14 protein-coding genes are annotated in these 18,611 nt (G+C 61.7%); all 14 read left to right on the forward strand.

What is annotated here, in order from left to right:
• Positions 1-261 precede the first annotated feature (261 nt).
• Positions 262-1,890 (forward strand): portal protein, encoded by a 1,629-nt coding sequence (locus BV106_RS11800; protein ID WP_038164726.1) that lies wholly within the window; start codon positions 262-264, stop codon positions 1,888-1,890.
• A 211-nt stretch (positions 1,891-2,101) separates the two neighbouring features.
• A complete protein-coding gene (locus tag BV106_RS11805; RefSeq protein WP_038164728.1) occupies positions 2,102-2,338 on the forward strand; it encodes a hypothetical protein in 237 nt (78 codons plus the stop codon).
• A gap of 54 nt (positions 2,339-2,392) precedes the next feature.
• Positions 2,393-2,641 carry a hypothetical protein gene (locus BV106_RS11810; protein WP_038164730.1) on the forward strand — a complete coding sequence of 83 codons (249 nt, stop codon included), beginning with the start codon at positions 2,393-2,395 and terminating at the stop codon, positions 2,639-2,641.
• Between the two features lie 303 nt (positions 2,642-2,944).
• On the forward strand, positions 2,945-3,850 hold the full coding sequence (locus BV106_RS11815; protein ID WP_038164732.1) for a hypothetical protein: 906 nt from the start codon (positions 2,945-2,947) through the stop codon (positions 3,848-3,850).
• Between the two features lie 938 nt (positions 3,851-4,788).
• Positions 4,789-5,592, forward strand: a complete 804-nt coding sequence (locus BV106_RS11820) for a hypothetical protein (RefSeq protein ID WP_038164734.1) — start codon at positions 4,789-4,791, stop codon at positions 5,590-5,592.
• 32 nt (positions 5,593-5,624) lie between these two features.
• On the forward strand, positions 5,625-6,455 hold the full coding sequence (locus BV106_RS11825; RefSeq protein WP_265595588.1) for a hypothetical protein: 831 nt from the start codon (positions 5,625-5,627) through the stop codon (positions 6,453-6,455).
• Between the two features lie 856 nt (positions 6,456-7,311).
• Positions 7,312-8,241 (forward strand): phage capsid protein, encoded by a 930-nt coding sequence (locus BV106_RS11830; protein WP_038164737.1) that lies wholly within the window; start codon positions 7,312-7,314, stop codon positions 8,239-8,241.
• 361 nt (positions 8,242-8,602) lie between these two features.
• Positions 8,603-9,085: a hypothetical protein gene (locus BV106_RS11835; protein ID WP_265595589.1), complete on the forward strand. Its 483-nt coding sequence runs from the start codon at positions 8,603-8,605 to the stop codon at positions 9,083-9,085.
• 307 nt (positions 9,086-9,392) lie between these two features.
• The gene (locus tag BV106_RS11840) at positions 9,393-9,983 is read left to right on the forward strand and encodes a hypothetical protein (protein WP_051945678.1); all 591 of its coding nucleotides are present in this window, start codon (positions 9,393-9,395) and stop codon (positions 9,981-9,983) included.
• Between the two features lie 366 nt (positions 9,984-10,349).
• Entirely contained in the window at positions 10,350-12,659 is a 2,310-nt protein-coding gene (locus tag BV106_RS11845) for a hypothetical protein (RefSeq protein WP_038164741.1), read from the forward strand.
• 138 nt (positions 12,660-12,797) lie between these two features.
• Positions 12,798-13,211, forward strand: coding sequence for a hypothetical protein (locus BV106_RS11850; RefSeq protein WP_038164743.1), 414 nt, complete (start codon positions 12,798-12,800; stop codon positions 13,209-13,211).
• Between the two features lie 32 nt (positions 13,212-13,243).
• Positions 13,244-14,071: a hypothetical protein gene (locus tag BV106_RS11855; RefSeq protein WP_038164745.1), complete on the forward strand. Its 828-nt coding sequence runs from the start codon at positions 13,244-13,246 to the stop codon at positions 14,069-14,071.
• Positions 14,072-14,073: 2 nt separating this feature from the next.
• Positions 14,074-16,251: a hypothetical protein gene (locus BV106_RS11860; RefSeq protein WP_038164747.1), complete on the forward strand. Its 2,178-nt coding sequence runs from the start codon at positions 14,074-14,076 to the stop codon at positions 16,249-16,251.
• A gap of 8 nt (positions 16,252-16,259) precedes the next feature.
• Positions 16,260-18,611 (forward strand): hypothetical protein (locus BV106_RS11865; RefSeq protein ID WP_038164749.1); only part of this gene is annotated, 2,352 nt, incomplete at its 3' end.

Genomic DNA, 18,611 nt, shown 5'->3' on the forward strand with positions numbered 1-18,611 from the left:
AGTTGAGAGTGAAAAGTGAAAAGTGGGGGGGCGGTTGAGTTGTGCCGCAAGCGGCACGTTGAGGCGCTACGCTGGTTTAGGCGGGCTACGCCCTGGTTTAGGGACTGAGGCGCTGGGTGGTTGGCTGCCTGGTACTTTGCTTGGATGCCTATGAAGATGCGAAAGATGATGACCTGGAACCTGTTGGCGCATCGAACCTGACTTGGGTTTGGTTTTGGATGCCCTACTTTTTACTTACTACTTTTCACTCCGATCTGCCTCATGCCTTCCTACAGCCCCAATGACACCGCCCGCCGCAAAGCTCTCGTCGACCGCATCATGCTGCGATGGCAATCGGCACAGGCGGAGAGGGGGCCTTGGCTGGGGCTGTGGCAGCAGATGGCGGACTATGTGCGACCGAACCGATCGACGGTGAAGGGGCGGATGGATGCGCCGAGTCTGGCGGGGTTTGAGTCGGTTTTTGATGGGACGGCGATCTCGGCGAACATGACGCTGGCGTCCGGGTGCATGTCGCGGCTGACGCCGGCGCAGGCGCCTTGGTTTGCGTTTGATCCGCCGCGGGAGCTGCGCCAGAACGATGCAGCGAAGCGCTGGTACGCGGAGTGCTCGGAGATTGCGCTGGAGGCGCTGGCGACGTCGAACTTTTACACGGAGCTGCATGAGGCGTATCTGGATCGCGGGGCCTTTGGCACGTGCTGTCTGCATGTGGAGGGGACGCAGAAGCATCCGCTGAACTTCAAGGCGCATGACATCGGGACGTATGCGTTTCTCAATGGGGCGGACGGCATGGTGGACACGGTGTTCCGCGAGCTGACGTACACGGCGCGGGAGGCGGCGCAGGTGTATGAGGTGAAGGAGCTGCCGGAGTGTCTGCAGCGGGTGCTGCTGGAGCCGGGCTCCTCCCAACAGGGGGAGCGGCATGACTTCCTGCATGTGATCTACCCGCGGGAGGATGCGGAGCGGGATGCGGCGAAGATGGACGGGGCGAACAAGCCGGTGGCCTCGGTGCACATCCATGTGAAGACGCGCACGATCGTGCGTGTGGGTGGGTACGAGGAAATGCCGACGATCGGCTCGCGGTATCTGCGCTGGGGCACGGGGGCGTACGGGATCTGCCCCACGTGGCAGGCGCTGCCGGAGGCGCGCCAGCTCAATGAGCTGCAGAAGAACCTGGACGTGCTGGCGGAGGTGGCGGCCTTTCCCCGGCTGCTGCTGCCGGATGACATGGAGGGGGAGGTGGATCTGCGGGCGACGGGGACGACTTATTTCAAAGATCCCAACCGGGTGCCGCGGGAGTGGCTGACGCAGGGCCGGTATGATGTGGGGCTGGATCGCGTGAAGGCGCGGCAGGAGGCGATCAAGTCGGCGTTTCACGTGGAGCTGTTCCAGATGTGGGCGGCGATCACGAAGCAGATGACGGCGTATGAGGTGGGCGAGCGGGCGCAGGAGAAGGTGGAGCTGTTCTCACCCACGTTCACGCTGCTCTCCACGGAGATGTACGGGCCGATTTTGCGGCGGGTGTTTTCCCTGCTCATGCGGCAGGGTGTGTTCCCCATGCCGCCGGAGGAGGCGGTGTACCAGAATGAGCGGGGCATGTGGGCGGTCTCGGACCCGAAGCTGCGCTACACCTCCCGCCTGGCGCTGGCGCTGAAGGCGGTGAACAACCAGGCGCTGAATCGGGTGCTGGGCATGATGGGCCCGGTGATGCAGTTCAACCCGGCGGTGGCAGACAACCTGAACTGGGATGTGGCCATGCGCGACATCGCGCTGAACGAGGGCGTGCCGGTGGAGTGGATGCCGTCGGAGGATGAGGTTGCTGAAATGCGCCGGGGACGGGCGGAGGCAGCGGCTATGGAGGCCCAGGCGGGGATGGGGCAAGTGAAAAGTTAAGAGTGAAAAGTGATAAGTGGGGAGGGGGGAAGTTGAGATGTGCCGCAAGCGGCACGTTGAGACGCTGCGCTGGTTGAGACGGCTTCGCCTGGTTGAGAAACTTCCGGGCGCTGGGCGAAGCTAAACTTTTCACTTTTTCTGACGCTACTTTTCACTTCGCTGTCGACCGACTGAGGTTCTAGCGACTAACGACTCACAACAGCAGAACAGAATGACCTTTGAAGAAAAGCTATTTGGGAAGCCGGAAGAGGCTCGGCGGTTCCGGGAGGCGGCGCGGGCGGTGTTTGGGTCTGCGGAGGGGCGGGTGGTGCTGGCGATGTTGTGTCGCGCGGCGCATCCGCTGCAGCATCGGCAGGGCATGACGGAGCATGAGCACGGCCAGTGCGAGGTGGTGGCGGCGCTGTGGCGGTTTGGGTCGGCGGAGGCGGGGATGAGGACTGCGGAGTGATGGAGTGATGGAGTGATGAGGGGTGGGGTTTGGATTTTGAAGTTTTTCTGAACTATGAAGACGAATCGAGTTGAAGAGGGAGTTTCTGGGGGGCGGAAGAAGAGGGGGAAGGTGGCGGATGAGGTGGAGGTGGTAGTCGCGACAGAGACAGAGACAGAGGCGGAGACTGGGATTCCGCCGTGTCCGGTGGAGGATCCGCGCTATGGGGACAAGACGGTGGCGGTGGTGGCGTGGTTCAAGGAGTATCGGCCGGAGGAGTTTGTGAAGCGGTACGCGGGGAGACGTTTTTTAAGACAGGATTAACAGGATTTTTAAAAGATTAACAGGATGGGGACAGGAACCACTTATGGGCACTGATGGAACACTGATGGGGAAGGTTTAGACAGAATTAACGGAATTAGGGTTTCTGAAACACTAATGGTTCTGAAGAAGCAGGATTTGGGATCTGAGTTCCGGTCGCGTCTGTCATTAGAAGCTCAATCCAATTCTGTTAATTTTGTTAATTCTGTCTAAAGGGCGTTCCTCTGTGTTCTCTGTGACTCTGTGGTTTTATCGGGATTGGCTTTAGCGCATAACACTTAACTCTTAACGTTTAACTTATAACTCATGATGATGACGATGATGCTGATGGAAGAGGTGACGGATGTGGCGGGTGGCGAGGGTGGGGCTGGTGGTGGTGTGGGGACTGCGGCTGCGGCTGAGGCTGGTGGTGGGTTTGATTTTCGGGCGCTGGCGAATGAGCGGGGGGAGTTTGTGGAGGGGTGGCAGGACCGATTGCCGGCGCAGTTTGATGCGTCGCGGGCGACGCTGGCGAACTATCGATCTTTCGACAAGCTGGCGGAGGCGTTCATGGAGAACAAGCGGGCGGCAATGACGCGCACGGAGGGCATGATCCGCCTGCCGGGGAAGGAGGCGAAGCCGGAGGAGATCTCGGAGTTTCACAAGGCGCTGGGGGTGCCAGGCAAGCCGGAGGAATATGGGCTGAAGCAGCCGGAGAATCTGCCGCCGGGCACGGAGTGGAATCCGGAGTTCGCGGATGCCTTTGCGGGGGCGGCGCACAAGCTGGGCCTGACGAAGGCGCAGGTGGAGGGGCTCTCTGCCTGGCATCTGCAGGAGACGGTGGGCCGCATGCAGAATGTGGAGGTGGAGGGGCAGCGCCTGTTTGAGCAGGAGCAGTCGGAGTTGCGCCGGATCTTTGGCGGGGACTATGACAAGCGCATGGTGGATGCGCGGCGAGCGGCGATGACGCTGGGGCTGCCGGATGATCATCCGGTGTTCTACCGGGCGGACTCGATCAAGGCGATGGCGCGCCTGGCGGATCTGATCAGCGAGGACCGGCTGATCTCGCCGACGCAGGTGCAGAACAAGTTATCCCCTGAAACCGCGGCGCGGGATGTGATGACGAATCCGGATCACCCGGACTACAAGGCGTACTATGATCCCGCACACGGGCGGCATCGGGAGGTGGTGGCATGGGTGAATGGGCAGATGAAACGCGCCTACGGCGGTTGAGACGCTGCGCTGGTTGAGACGCTACGCTGGTTGAGACGCTACGCTGGTTGAGACGGTGCCGCTCTGGGCGGCACCTGGTTGAGACGCGTTGCTGGGTTAGGGGAGGTGGGTGTGGCGGGGACGATGGGAAGGTAGAGGGGTGACCGCATGAATGCGGAACTCCAACGTCGGTGCGTGGGTGGTGAGGGATTTTGGGTGTGATCTCGCGCTGTTCGGGTTTTTTTGATGATGGAGGCTTGAGCAGGGTGAGGTGGTGTTGAACTCTTTGGCTGTGTGGTGCCGGGGTTGGAGTTCCGTCCCGCATGCGGGACGGGTCAGGAAGACGTTGGGTGGGAGAATAAGCTTGCCTGAATGAGGCCGGACCTTCAGCCCTCGGCATCTTTATCTGAGCCCCAACCCTGGGCGTTGCCCAGGGCTGGTATGACTCCGGGCCTTTGGCCCTCGGCTTCGGTGTTGCTGGGGTGGCGACTGGGTGAGGCTCTCGCAAGCGGGATGGTTGAGGGGAGATGGGTGTGGTGGGGACGATGGGGTGAGGAGATTGTGGTGGGAGGATAGTTTCCTGAGCCGCATAAATGCGGTACTCCAACCCCGGTGCGTGAGGCGGTGGGGGGTGGAGATGGTTGGGCTCTGTTCATGGTTTGTTCATGGTTTGTTCATGAACTGTTGATGATGGGAGGACGGAGGTTGGCGCGTGAATGCGGAACTCCGACGTCGGTGTGTGGGAGTTTGGGAGGGGTTTGGCCCTGTTCATGGTTTTGCGATCGGTAGGTCGTGGGGCTGTGGGCAGGGCTTTTTTGTGGGGCGTTGACAGGGTTGGTGGGTTGGGATAGGGGTGGGAGGTTCGTTGGTGAAAAACCAGCGGGCCTTCTCTTTTTTTGAATGACTGACCCTGCATGGGGAGGTGGTGCTGGTGGTTTGCTCCTGCCTTTCTTCCCCTTATGTCTGTCGATTCCCGTGCTCGATCTATTGTGGTGCCCGTTGCTGCCTTTGTGCTGGGGGTGGTGGGTGGTCTGTGGTGGTTTCTACCGGGGTCGGGTTCGGCGGAGGTGGGTGGTGAGGTGTCGGTGAGGCCGCGGGAGTTTGGGGTGAGGCAGGTGGTGGCGGGGGCTGGTGCTGCTGGAGATGAGGTGAGGGAGGTGGTGCGGCAGGTGGGGCCTCTGCTGGAGGCGTATCCGGATGCGGCGGAGTGGCTGGAGGTGCCGGTGGCGCTGGTGCAGGAGACGGATCCGGGCGCGATGATGATCACGCGCCTGGGCAAGACGGAGGCGGAGTTTCTGGAGCAGGCTCGTACGGCGGGCTACCAGGCGCTGAGGCTGGCGCCGGAGATGAAGGGGGCGCTGATTGGCGCGCTGCATGAGGCGCTGCAGACCTGGGCCGGGGTGGTGGCGAGGGGGGCGGTGCGTCTGCCGCCGGAGGAGGGGCAGACGGAGGGCCAGGTGAAATGGTTGCTCACGGTGGACCCGGCAACGATGAAACAACTGTCGGCGGAGCTGGAGGCGCGGCTTCAACAGGTGCTGCCGGCGGAGCGGGCACATGTTTACCGGGCGCTGGCGCACCGGGATCTGGCGTTCCTGTATGGCAACGCGAGTTATCGGGTCGCGGTCACGGAGGACGGGGTGGAGATCTCCCCGACGGCGCAGGGCACGAGTCTGGGCATGCAGAGGCGTTCGATCGCGCCATCGAGCCCGCTGGGGAGGATCCTCTCGCAGTTGCCGGAGCAGGGTTCTGGCTCTGTGCCCTGAGTTGAAGCTTGAACCCAAGAAGACTTTTATCTATGAGCACGAATCGATTCGCGACTTCTTCTGCGCCAGAGCCTGGGCGAGGTGTTCTGCAGCGGTGGCTGAGTTCTTTGGGGCTGTTGATCCTGGGTGTGGGGGTGGGTTATGGCATCTCTGTGCTGGTGCGTGAGGGGAGGGCGGAGGTGGCGAAGGCGGATGTGAGCCGGGTGGAGGCCAAAGGTCGCGCGAAGGTGAAGGCGGGGGCGGGGACGGCAGCGGAGGATGAGGTGACGCCGAAAGAAGGGGAGGGGAAGGCGGCGGTGCGATCGCCGTTTTTTCACCCGGAGGTGATCGCGAAGTCGCCGCAGGTGTGGCTGCCGCGGGAGGTGGTGAAACTCTACTCCTGGAGCCTGGGGGACTATGGCGAGCACTTTGACGTGACGGACCAGGCGAAGAAGGTGCTGCGGCTGAGCAAGGAGGAGGCGGTCGGGTTAAAGGAAACGCTGGACCGGCATCTGCAGGCGCTGCGTGGACTGGAGCGCAGCAAGGTGCAGATCCTTTCGCAAACGGATGAGAAGGTGGAGCTGAGGCTGCCGGGGGATGTGGGCGGGGAGTTTGCGCCGGCGCGGGAAGCTCTGCGTGGAGAGGTGCGGGAGATGCTGGGCGAGGCGCGGGGGGAGTTGTTTCTGCATGCCCTGAATGAGGAGCTGGCGTTGCGCTCGCCGGTGTACAGCGGTCAGGAGTGGCGGATCGACGTGCAGCTCAAGGAGGGGGAGATGATGGAGGTCTCGATCCAGAAGCCGGCGGGAAGTTCGGGGTATCAGGGGAATGCGATTCCGGCGGGGTTGAGGCATTTGGTTGGAGTTTTGGAGGATGGGAGTTTGTGAGCGGTTAGGGGCCGCAAGCGGCCTGTTGAGACGCGTTGCTGGTTGAGACGGGCTTCGCCCTGTAATTGGGGAGGTGGGGGTGGGATCCAGTGCGTCAGTGCGCCAGAGGGAGGGGGTGTGGGGTGTGCCATGCAATGGGCCTACCGCTCCGCGGTAGCGTGGTGGGGTGGTTGTCCACGGGTAGCCCTCGTTAAACTCGGTCGACCCGTGGCTATTCATGGTGAACCCTCCGGGTTCGGGGAGACGGCTGCGCCTGGTTGAGACGGGTTGCTGATTGAGATGGTGCCGCCGGGGCGGCGCCTGGTTGAGGCGCTGCGCTGGTTTAGGCGGGCTTCGCCCTGGTTTAGGGGAGGTGGGTGCGGTGGAGGTTGATTGGTTAGGAGGTGGTGATGGATGAATAGTTTCCTGAGCCGCATGAATGCGGTACTCCAACCCTGCTGCGGGCGTCGATTGGGGGTTTGGGGAATGCTTGGCTCTGTTCATGGTTTGCTCATGATCTGTTGATGATGGGACGGTAGAGGCGTGACCGCATCAATGCGGAACTCCAACGTCGGTGCGGGAGTCCCACCATTTTTTGAATGGGTTGAGGCGCTGTTGGGGCTGAGGGGGTGTGAAGACGAGATGTTTACTCTGTGCCCTCTGTGGTTGGGCTGGTTTCCTCCGGCTGACGGAAAACTTGAAACTGAAAACTCCAATTCCCCCTTGATTGGGAAGCGAGCTTAGCGCACCTTTGGTTATCCTTGGTAGACCCGATGAGGATTCTCCGCCGGGGACCGTCAGAAGCTCGACCCGCGCGGCGGATTCTCGATGCGGACGGAAGAAGCAGTGAACTTCCCAATCCAAACTTACAAATCAGATGCCGACGGCATTGGACATTCCAGAATTCGCAGTGCGCTCTTTTGAAACCCGCTGGGGCCATGTGGTCCAGCAGCAGGTCTCGAAGCTGCGCGACAAGGTGACGATCGACGAGTTCCAGGGGAAGGAGAAGGTCTATCGCGACCTTTCCACCCTGGTGTGGCGTGAACGTCTGAACCGGCTGGGGGACTCGCTTCCCCAGGAGATCCAGGGGTACAAGCGCAAGCTGACGAAGCGTGACTTTGCCTGCCAGCACATCAGCGACCGCAAGGACGCGGAGTACATCGTGGCGCAGCTCACGACGCCGGGCTCGGAGATCGAGCAGGCGATGCGCATGAGCTGGAACCGCAAGGTGGACGAGATGATCGCCCAGGGGGTGAGCGCGACGGTGTATGGCGGTGCGGAGCCGTATGTGACGCCGATCACGCTCACGGGGAGCCGCCAGGTGGCGGTGAACTATGTGAAGCCGGGTGACACGCCGGCGAACTCGGGCCTGACGCCGTGGAAGCTCATCGAGCTGGCGCGCAAGTTCGAGACGCAGGATGTGTTCCTGCAGGGTGAGGGCGCGAGCCAGGTGTACCTGGCGATCGGGCCGAAGCAGAAGCAGGATCTGTATGCGTATGTGGCGGCCTCGCCCAATGACGTGTGGGCGCAGATGATGAAGCCGTTCCTGGCGGACGAGTCGCAGAAGCTGTTTGGCTTCCACATCGTGATGTCCAACCGCCTGACGCTGGACGGGGCCACGGATGTGCGCACCTGTGTGGCCTGGGCGCGCGAGGGCATGGTGGTGGTGCCGGAGAACATGCAGATCATGGTGGACCGCCTGCCGGAGAAGGACCACGCCATCCAGGTCAGCGCCTATGCCGACTACGGCGTGATGCGCCGGTATGAGGAGAAGGTAGGGGAGGTGTATTGTGATGAGAGCCCGTAAGGGTGGCTTGGACGGTGCGTGAGATGGAGGGGGTGGGGTTGAGACGCTGCGCTGGTTGAGATGTGCCGCAAGCGGCACGTTTAGGCGCTGCGCTGGTTGAGGCGCTTCGCTGGGGTGGTTGGTCTACACAGGCGGAGACTCGGGTTTGGGTCTCCGCTGGTTTAGGCGGGCTACGCCCTGGTTTAGGAAATGCGGGCGCTGGGCTTTTGGAGTTTTGGGTCGCGGGGCGGCTCAGGTCTGGGGTCTGGCGTCTCTGACTGGCTCCCTTACTTTTCACTTTTTACTTACCACTTTTCACTGGGTCGCCGGTGCGACTGATTCACAGAGTTAAAGGAAACAATCTTCAAAATAACGAAATACCATGCCAACTACTTATAAATCTGCTGAGGCTGCGGCGCAGGACTCCCGGGCGGTGTCCCGTGAATCCCATCCCAATGCCCGGCTCTTGCAACAGACGGTGCGTTTTGCGAAGTTCAACATCACGCTGTCTGCGGTGCTGCTGGCCAATGACATCCTGAAGCTGGGCTCGCTCCAGATGGACGGGGCGGTGGTGATCCCGGAGCTGTCGCGTCTGACCCGCGTGACGGCGGGGGGCGGTACGGCAATCAATACGGCGTTCAAGCTGCAGAGCGTGCTGGGCACGGCCGCTGCGGTGGATGAGAGCGCCAGTGCGACGCTGAACACGGGCACCTCTGCCACGATCGTCCTGGCCCGCACGACCGCGGCCGTCAACACGGTGCTGACGCCGGACTCTGCGCTGCAGCTGCTCATCGGGACGGTGACGGCGGCGGGGAATGCGGGGGACGTGGTTGCTGTGGAGGTGGCGTATCGGGCGGTGAGTTAGTGCTGGGTGCGGCGGGCGGGGAGGGAGTAGTGAAAAGTAAAAAGTGGTAAGTGAAAAGTGGGGCTGCCGGTTGAGACGGCGCAAGCGCCTGGTTTAGGCGCTCCGCTGGTTTAGGCGGGCTACGCCCTGGTTTAGGTCCTGAGGGTGCCTTGGCCGGAGTTCACTTCTCTCCCTGTCCCGCTGCATCTTTGTAGTTCTAGGAAATGCATGAGGTGCCGTCGCGGTGCTCAGTATTTTTCACTTTTTACTCTCAACTTTTCACTGCGCTGCGGTCCCACCCCACCCCTGACCTCCAAATAAAACCCCCATGACCTCCACAGAAATCTGTAACAAAGCGCTGGCGCATCTGGGTGATGCGCGGATCTCGGACTTTCACGAGGTGTCGGTGGCGGCGGAGAAGTGCCGCACGCACTATGACCATGAGCGGGACAGTCTGTTGCGGCTGCACCGGTGGAACTTTGCGCGGGCGCGTACGCTGCTGACGAGGCTGGTGCAGAAGCCGGCGTTTGGCTGGGCTTTTCAGTATGCGATGCCGGCGGACTGCCTGCGGGTGCTGGAGTTCAACGGGGTGGAGTCGGGCGTGGATCACGATGATCACTATGAGCTGGAGGGCGGTCGCCTGCTGACGGATGCGGGTGAGGGCTGGCTGGTGTACACGAAGCGGGTGACGGATGCGTCTCTGTATGATGTGCTCTTCTGCGATGCCCTGGCGTACAAGCTGGCGGCGGCGCTGTGCAAGGAAATTACCAACTCGAACAGCGAGAAGGGGGCGCTGCTGCAGATGTTCGAGCGCAGCCTGCGCGATGCGGGCTGGACGGATGCGGTGGAGAACCGGGCGCGGGTGGTGCCGCCGACACGCGGATCGCGGACACTCAGCGCGAGGGCGGGGGCTTTTTAGGACAGGATTAACAGGATTTTTAAGGATTAACAGGATGGGAACAGGAACCACTTATGGGCACTGATGGAACACTGATGGGGAAGGTTTAGACAGAATTAACAGAATTAACGGAATTGGGTTTGGCTTCGAATGACGGACGTGGTTGGGACCGAATAGGGAGGCAAGCCGTGTTTGTTCAGTACTATTAGTGTTTCGTTAGTGAACATCAGTGGTTTCTCTCAGCCCTGATCCTGCGGGCTTCTTCCCGGTGAGAAGCTGTATTGCCTAAACCAGCGAAGCGTCTCAACCAGCAACGCGTCTCAACGTGCCGCTTGCGGCACATCTCAACTTCATCACCGGAGCCCAGGGCTTCCATTTTAACACAGCATGCCACGCCGCCTGATCGCTGCCTTTAACGCGGGAGAGATTTCTCCGCTGCTCGATGCCCGGATGGACATTGAGAAGTACCAGAATGCGGCGCGGATCATGGAGAACTGTGTGCCGAAGATCTATGGTGGGGCGTTTGGCCGGGCGGGGATGGAGTGGATGGGGGCAGTGAAGGATCACGGGCGGAAGGTGCGGCTCATTGAGTTCATCTTTTCTGCGACGACGAATTTTGTGCTGGAGTTTGGGCACTTGTATGTGCGGTTCTGGAGCAACGGGGTGCAGATCCCCACGCCGGGGAATCCGGCGGTGCCGCTGGAGATCGCCTCGCCCTATACGGAGGAGGATCTTTTCAGCATCCAGTATGCGCAGGCGAATGACGTGATGTACCTGGTGGACGGGCATCAGCCGGCGCAGAAGCTGACGCGCCTGGCGGATGACTCCTGGACGCTGACGACGGTGCCGTGGAAGTACCCGGCGCTGCTGGTGGAGAATGTGACGGCGACGACGCTGGCCTGCTCTGCGACGACGGGCACGGGGCTGACGCTGACGGCGTCCACGGCTTTGTTCAATGCGGGGCATGTGGGGGGTTATTTCCAGATAGCCCACCGGCGCAGCGGGGCCTTCACGGAGCTGGCGCTGACGGCGACGGCGACGGGCAGTGAGATCCGCATCCTGGGGAAGTATGATGTGTTCACCTACGGCACGTGGAACGGCACGCTGAATCTGGAGCGCAAGAATGAGCTGGGCGTGTGGGAGGTGGTGCGCACGTGGTCGAGCAAGAATGACCGCAACGTGCAGGTCTCTGGCGAGCAACTGGACGAGGCGGCGCTGCGGTTTAACTACACGGAGACGGCGGCGGAGGGCAGCAGCCCGCCGCGGGCGGTGCTGGAGGCGGCGGACTCCCGCATCTATGGCCTGGTGAAGGTGACGGGCTACACGAGTGCCACGCAGGTGACGGTGGATGTGATCCAGACGTTGCACGCGACCACGGCGGTGACGACCTGGACGGAGGGGGCGTGGAGCGACTACCAGGGGCACCCGCGCACGGTGGCGATTCATGAGCAGCGGGTGATCTTTGCCGGGACGGACAAGCAGCCGCTGACGATCTGGGGATCCCTGCTGGGGGACTTTGAGAACTTCCGCCGCTCGACGCTGGCGGATGGGGCCTTTGCCCATGTGCTGGGCTCCAGCCGGGGGAACTCGATCGTGTGGCTGGCATCCATGAGCGAGCTGCTGGTGGGTACGCAGGGGGATGAGTGGGTGGTTCGAGGAAGCGATGAGTTCCCCATCTCGGCCACGACGGTGAGCATCAAGCGGCAGTCTGGCTACGGCTCGGCGTACATCGGGGCGCTCATCTGCAATGACGCGGTCATGTTTGTGCAGCGGGGAAGGTTGCGGTTGCGGGAGTTTGTGTACCAGTTTGAGCGGGATGGCTACACGGCGCCGGACCTGACGCTGCTGGCGGAGCACATCACGGCGGGCGGGGTGGTGCAGATGGCCTTTGCCACGAACCCGGATCCGGTGGTGTGGGTGGTGACGGGCACGGGGCAGTTGCTTTCCATGACGTTTGAGCGGGACCAGTCGGTGGTGGGTTGGTCACGGCATCTGACAGATGGCCAGGTGGAATCGGTGGCGGTGATCTACAGCGCGCCGGGGCTGGCGGATGAGATCTGGGTGGCGGTGCGCCGGCACATTGTGGATGCCTCTGGCGTGGCGCAGACGCGCCGGTACATTGAGCGGCTGGACCCGGCGAAGTGGGCGAAGATCGACTCCGGCGACATCGCGCACATGATCTATGTGGATGCGGCGAAGGTGATCACCCTGGAGCCCGCGGCCAGTGTGGTGACGGGGCTGGAGCATCTGGAGCGGCGGAACGTGACGGTGCTGGCAGACGGGCGGGTGCACCCCGTGCGCACGGTGAATGACGGGGCCCTCTACCTAGAGCGGCCGGCCAGCACGGTGGTGGTGGGCCTGCCCTATACGGTGCGCCTGCAACCGACGAAGACGGATGTGCCCCTGCCGGATGGCACGGCCCAGGGCCGGAAGTGGAAGACGAACAAGGCGACGGTGCGCCTGCACAAGACGCTGGGTGGCGAGTATGCGGATGCGCCGGACCGGGAGTTCTATGAAATGATCAACCGCACGGTTGACACGCCGCTGAATACGCAACAGCCCCTGTACTCGGGCGATCGCGAGCTGCTCATGAAGAGCACGCACCGCGGCGGGCTGGACATCACGCTGCGCCAGCGCCTGCCGTTGCCGTTTCATGTGCTGGCGGTGGTGCCGGAGTTTGATGTTTCTGGTGCTTAGTTCGTAGTGCTTGGTGCTTGGTGCTTGGTGCTTAGTGCTTAGTGCTTAGTGCTTAGTGCTTGGGGCGGAGTGATGGAGTTTGGGATTTGCGGGTGGGCGGCGTCACTTTTGACTTTTGACTTGTAACTTTTTACTTTTTTGAACGAACCTCTTTACCAGATCAGACGATACGGCGAGAAGCTGGGGGACTACCAGATGGTGGATGCCTGGTGGGGTGAACGTGGTCGGGGGCAGTTTCTTGAGAATCTGCTGCCGCCGGATGGTTTCATCATTGAGCGCGATGGCGAGGCGGTGGCTGCCATCTGGCTCTACTTCTCCTATGGCATTGGCATGGCCTTTATGGAGTTCGCCGTCACGCGACCTGGGCAGACTGCCATCCAGAGCAAGGAGGCATTCAGACATCTGGTGGGCTTTGCAAGGCAACTCGCCAGATCGCGTGATTTTGGTCAGATCTGGGCGCACACCTACCCTTCAATCGCAGCCTTCCTGAAGGAGGATGGGTTTCACGTGTTCCCAGAGAAGCTTGTATCCGTCATCACCTCCACATCATAGCCATGGTTTTAGGAACTACAGCCGCAACCGTCATGATGTACTCTGCCATCGCCACCGCCATTGGCGGCGGGATCAGCGCGTACAATTCGTTCCAGAGCGCGGCCACGCAGAAGAACATCGCGAACTACAACTACGCGATGCAGCAGCGCAACGCGAAGATGCAGCTCATGAGCAACACCGTTCAGGTCAAGCAGATTGAGCAGCAGGCGCGCTTTCAAAAGGCAGAGGCGGAGATCAATGCGCGTCTCGCAGAGAACGAGGCCCAGGCGCGCAACAACAATGCGCAAAACGAGCGCAACGTGGCGCTCGCACAGGCCAGCGTGGACCGGGAGAACATTCGTCGAGGCAACATGGACGCCGACCAGAAGAGGGCTGTTATTCGCGCCTCCCAGGGAAAGAGCGGCGGCCAGCTTGATGCCGGAAGCCTCATGGAGACAGACGTCAAGGCTGCCCAAGACGCAGAGATTGCCGCCGAAGAGCAGCACCGCATGAGCGACATTGGCTACCGGCAGTCCTTTGCCAAAGCGGCTCTCGAGGACTTCGGGGCCGAGATGGCGCGTGCTGGTGCCTCTATGGACCTTGCCACGGGGCTGGCAGAGGCCAGGCTCACCCGTTCATCCGCGGCGCTCCAAGAGGCCACGGGAAAGTCCCAGTATCTCATGGACCAGAAGCGCGCTGAAATCGCACGCGTGTCCGGCTATGCCGATGCCAAAGGCTCGCAGCTCTCCGGCTGGGGCTCGCTATTCCAGACGGCCGGCAGCGTCGGGAGCAGTTGGGCCAACTGGCAGCATGTAGGCCCTAGCAGCAGTTGGGGTGGCAAAGCTAACTCCACCTCTCAACGCCCGCCGGGCTTCGCTTGATTATGCCTGAAATACCTCTCTTCAACGGTGGTCAGACCATCAAAACGGGCAACATTCCGCAGATGCCCATGGACACGGAGCGCAGACCGCGCGCCGATTTTCGAGGCATCATCGCGGGGATCAACCGCATTGCTGACGGCCAGGCGGATCTGGCGAAAGCCGCCATGCAGCCCACGCTCGACCCCCAGATGTTCGCCGGGCTGGACAAGGGTTACCAGGCGTTGGCGGCGGGGATCACCAGTGTGGGCGAAGTTGCCCAGAAGTACGCGGAACGCAGACAGGATGCCATCAATCAGAATGACATCGGCAAGGCCAAGTCCGTAATGCAGGCGGAGTACATGACGCACCTTGCAGAGCGGGACAAGGCAAATCCTCGAACCTGGAATGCCGATTGGACCAAGCGGGCGGAGGCGTTGCGCCAGCGGTTTGGGGCGGACAAGAACATGTCCCAGTACGCGCGAGAAGCCATCGTCGCGGACCTGGATGGTTTTGATGCCGCGACGAATGGCCGGTTGCTCTTTGAAAGCTCGGAGGCGATTCACAAGGAGAATGGTGACATGCGGGAGGCGTCTGCGCTGGAATCTCGCGAAGCGGGGGATGTCAACGAGGTGATCCGCAAGCGCACTGAGCAGGCGGCCAACGGCGATTTCTCGACGGGCGTCGCAACGCAGTTGATCCTGCGCGACAGGGAGTACATGCGCGTGAAGGAGCAGGACAAGGCGTCCGCCGATCTCGGGACGGGGGTGCTGATGGGTGATGAAACGATGATTTCCGCTGCGCTCAAGCGGGGCGAGGCTGCAGGATGGACCCAGGAGGATCTACGGCTGAAGGGAACGCGGGCCAGAAAGGAGGCGCAGGCGGTGCGGGAACAGAACTTCGCTGACAAGGAGCGCGACACGCTGGGGAAGATTGCCTTCCGCATGGCTTCTGGTGAGAAGATTGTGCCGTCTCAGATTGAGGATCTGGTGAAGTCTGAACAGCTCAGTTACGAGCGCGCGGCCCCTCTGATGGAGGCGGTGAAGCGTGAGGATCACCCTCTGCCTGGTGAGTGGAGCAAGTTTATCGATCAGACCCAGTTGTACGACAGGTACAACGATCCGAAGAAGGAGAAGCTTCGTGAACTGGTCAGCCAGATGATTTTCATGAACCCCGACCGGGCCCAGGCGACCCAGTTCAACGCCGTGCTGAATGAGGTGACCTCGCGCGGGGAAGGGGGCGTCTCTGAGAACCAGATGCTGGCAGCGGCCCGGAGTGAGGTGAGAGAGCTCTTCTCCAAGGCGGGGATCCAGCGGGTCTGGAATGAAGACCTCAAGATGGCCCTTCAGGATCCGGCGAAGATGGTGGCATTTGGCATCGGCAAGGAGAAGGCAGAGGAGATCAAGACCCTGATGCAGGGGAGCAAAAAGTCACTGTGGGGCGATGGGAAGGATGTGGCCCAGGATCACGCGGCGGCGTTCCGGGAGTTCAAGCTGGCGGCCTCCACGCGGCTTGACAAGATTGCGGCGGGCAAGGCCGGGCTGTCTTCGTGGGCCTATGATTTGTTTGCCAGGGCGGCGACCTCCAATGAGGACGGGGAGTTTGCCGATCCCGAGAAGGCACGTGAGGCAGTGATGGATGTGGCCGAGGTGATCTCTGGTCTGAACGATTGGGCTGCGGAGGAGGTTCGCAAAAACAAAGGGGTGTTTCCACGAAGGGAGGAAATAATCCTGAAGCAGGGCGAGCTGGTGAACAAGGCCCTGCAGGGGGTGGCTGCCCGGGGGAAAACGGCATCGGTGGACGTGCGGTCCAGTCACCGCATCACATCCTACGGTTATCCTTCTGACATTTGGAAAGATTCGGCCTCCCTGGCTGGCATCGGGGCCTTTGTTCCAGACGCTGAAGAGGCGAAGATCAGGCGCGGGGAGGAGTCCCCATACAAGCTGCGTGAAAGCGACTTTGCCGTGTCTCCGGATGTGGAGAAGCAGCTTCGCAAAGCCGGGGTCTCCCCGGGTGAGACGGTGAAGCTGAAGCTGTCTGACGGGAGCACTGTGTCCGGGAGGTGGATGGACCGTACCGTCACGGACCGCCAGGCCCCCAAGCAAGGCCTGTCCCCACTGAGGGGAAGGTGGGATCTGTATTCCCCGGCGGGGCCCAACGCCAAGGATGGCGTGGGTGTGATTGGATTTGAAACCGCCAAATGATCTAGCGCATGCCTTACTACTCTCTCGAAGCCCCCCTCCCCGCTCCGTGGATGGATGTGGAAAAAGCCGCCACGGACTGGGACGGCTGGATGCAGACGCTGGACGAGGAGAAGCGCGCGGAGGTTGACCGCGCCTTCACGTTCTCCACACCCGAGACGCTCCAGGCGGACCGGAAGCGGTTTATCAGCGTGGCCTCCGTGGCGCAGGATACTGGCATTGATGCCATGGAGATCTCGACCCATTTCGAGAACCTGTACCAGCCGCTGTATGCCAACCAGGTTCTGGGAAAGAACGAGGTGGGCGTGGGCATTGAGCCGTTCTTCAACGAGATCGTGGGCCGGAAGAAGAAGTCGCGGGAGGAGATGGAGATGCTGCTCGGGCTTCCTGAGGATCCCCAGAGTGGCTGGCTTAACAAGGCGTATGAGGGCGGCGTGCGGGGGGAGCCGTGGGTGTACAGCTTTGCCAGATCCCTCCAGGAGATGCAGGGCAAGCCGGGATTCGACGTGGCGAACAAGGACGTGTACCTGTGGCAGTACGCAACGACGTCACGTGCAGCAGCTGAGCAGGTGGCCCCATACCGTGCCCTCATTGATCGCTCCGCGCAGCAGGCGAAGGCCATCATGGGGGTCGAGGGAAAAACGGACCAGACGATGTGGGACATTGCCACGAGCCTGATCCAAGTGCCGGCCAAAGATCGCAAAATGGTGATCAAGGCCATCGGCATCACTGGCGCGAGCGACGCCAGCGGGAAGGATCCGCTCCAGATACTTGGGGAGAACATCGCCCGGGGCACCGCTGATTTCCTGACGGATGGTTCCTCTGCGACGGTTCGAAAAGAGCTGATGCTGATCAATGATGAGCTCAAAAGCGGCCTGTTCCCGGGAGATGCTCCCATTGCCAGCGAGCGGGATGCCATTGGTACCATCGGCGAGGCGATTCTCCGCAAGACGCTGGTGCAGTTCGGCCCTGCGGAGGGAGACGCGTCCGACCCAGCACGGTTGCCCAAGCGTCAGGTGAGCGAATCTGAGAAGGCTCTTGCCACTGCAGCGGTGGTCAAGCTGCGGGACATCTTGCAGTTGCGCTCCGACATCAAAGAGGTTGCTGAGGGCGGCTACGATTTGCAGACAGGAAGGATCTTTGGCATTGATCCGGCGACAAGCACCAGCGCCTGGCCTCGTGGGATCTACAGTGCCGCACGGTCAGCGCCAATGACAGTTGGTTCCTTTGTCCCTGGTGGATTCTTTCTGACGACAGGACAGTTCGAGGAGGACAACTATCAAAAACTGCGCCGTGAATTTCCCGGCATGTCTGATGAGACGGCCCAGGATCTCGCCTCCTTTGCAGCTCCAGCGCAAGCCCTGATCGAGACCATCGTCAACAGGGCGGTTGGGGGCACGTTGACGAAGTTCATCGGCGCGGCACGGCTGCCCTCTGTCACCCTGGGCGGACTGCTGCGGAAGTTCGCCGGGGGGCAGGTTTCAGGTGTGACGATGGAGATGGGGGAAGAGTACGCGCAAGCCGTGATGCCCTATCTGGCGATGGAACTTGCCAGAGCCTTGCAGATGGACATTCCGGAAGTGCCCTGGCAGCGGGTGGTGGGAGACCTGAAGAGGAACTCAGGTGAGATCTTCCGTGCTGTGGTGCCGATGGTGCTGGTGATGAATGGCGGGGCCAGCATCATCGACTTCTCTCACGGGAGATCGCTGGCATCGGATCCGCTGGCGTTGCAATCCGCCGGATTGTCTGAGGCTGCAGCGGTGGAGATATCCAACGCTGCCAAGTCTGGCGACTGGCGGAAGGCGCAGGACCTGATGCGGGCGGAGTGGAAGGCGGGGCGTGTGGAGATGGATGGTGCCAAGCTGCAGACACAGCGCGATGCTGCTGCGGCTGCCCGGCAATCTGGTGAGCAGCGCGCAAACATGGCGAACGCTCGTCTGGAGGCGCTGGGGGTGCTGCCACCGATGGTGAAGGTGGGGAATGAATACGAGGTGCGTCTGGACGATGGAGGCAAGCTCCGGTTTCCCACGCTCGAAGCAGCGCAGATGGCGCGGTGGGAGCTCCCGGAAGTGGCGGCCCTGGGCTTCCACGCCTCCGTGCGAGAGGTCATCGACAGCAGTGAGCGGAACCTCGCCAGAGGTGAGGGCAATCGTATCGAGATCGCCGGGGAAGCGCACACCGCCGATAGCCAATCCTCCGCCATGGAGAAGGGTGCAGAAGCGGTGGCGGCTCAGAAACCGTTGGAGACGGGCGCTCAAAGCACTGCGCCCGACCACAAGGGCAGCAAGCAGCAGACTTACGCGGCCGCAACGGCGGTCGTGGACGCGACCGCACAATCACCTGCTGAGGCGAGGGCGGCGCGC

Origin of the sequence: Verrucomicrobium sp. BvORR106, assembly GCF_000739655.1 — a bacterium.
Taxonomy (GTDB): Bacteria; Verrucomicrobiota; Verrucomicrobiia; order Verrucomicrobiales; family Verrucomicrobiaceae; genus Verrucomicrobium.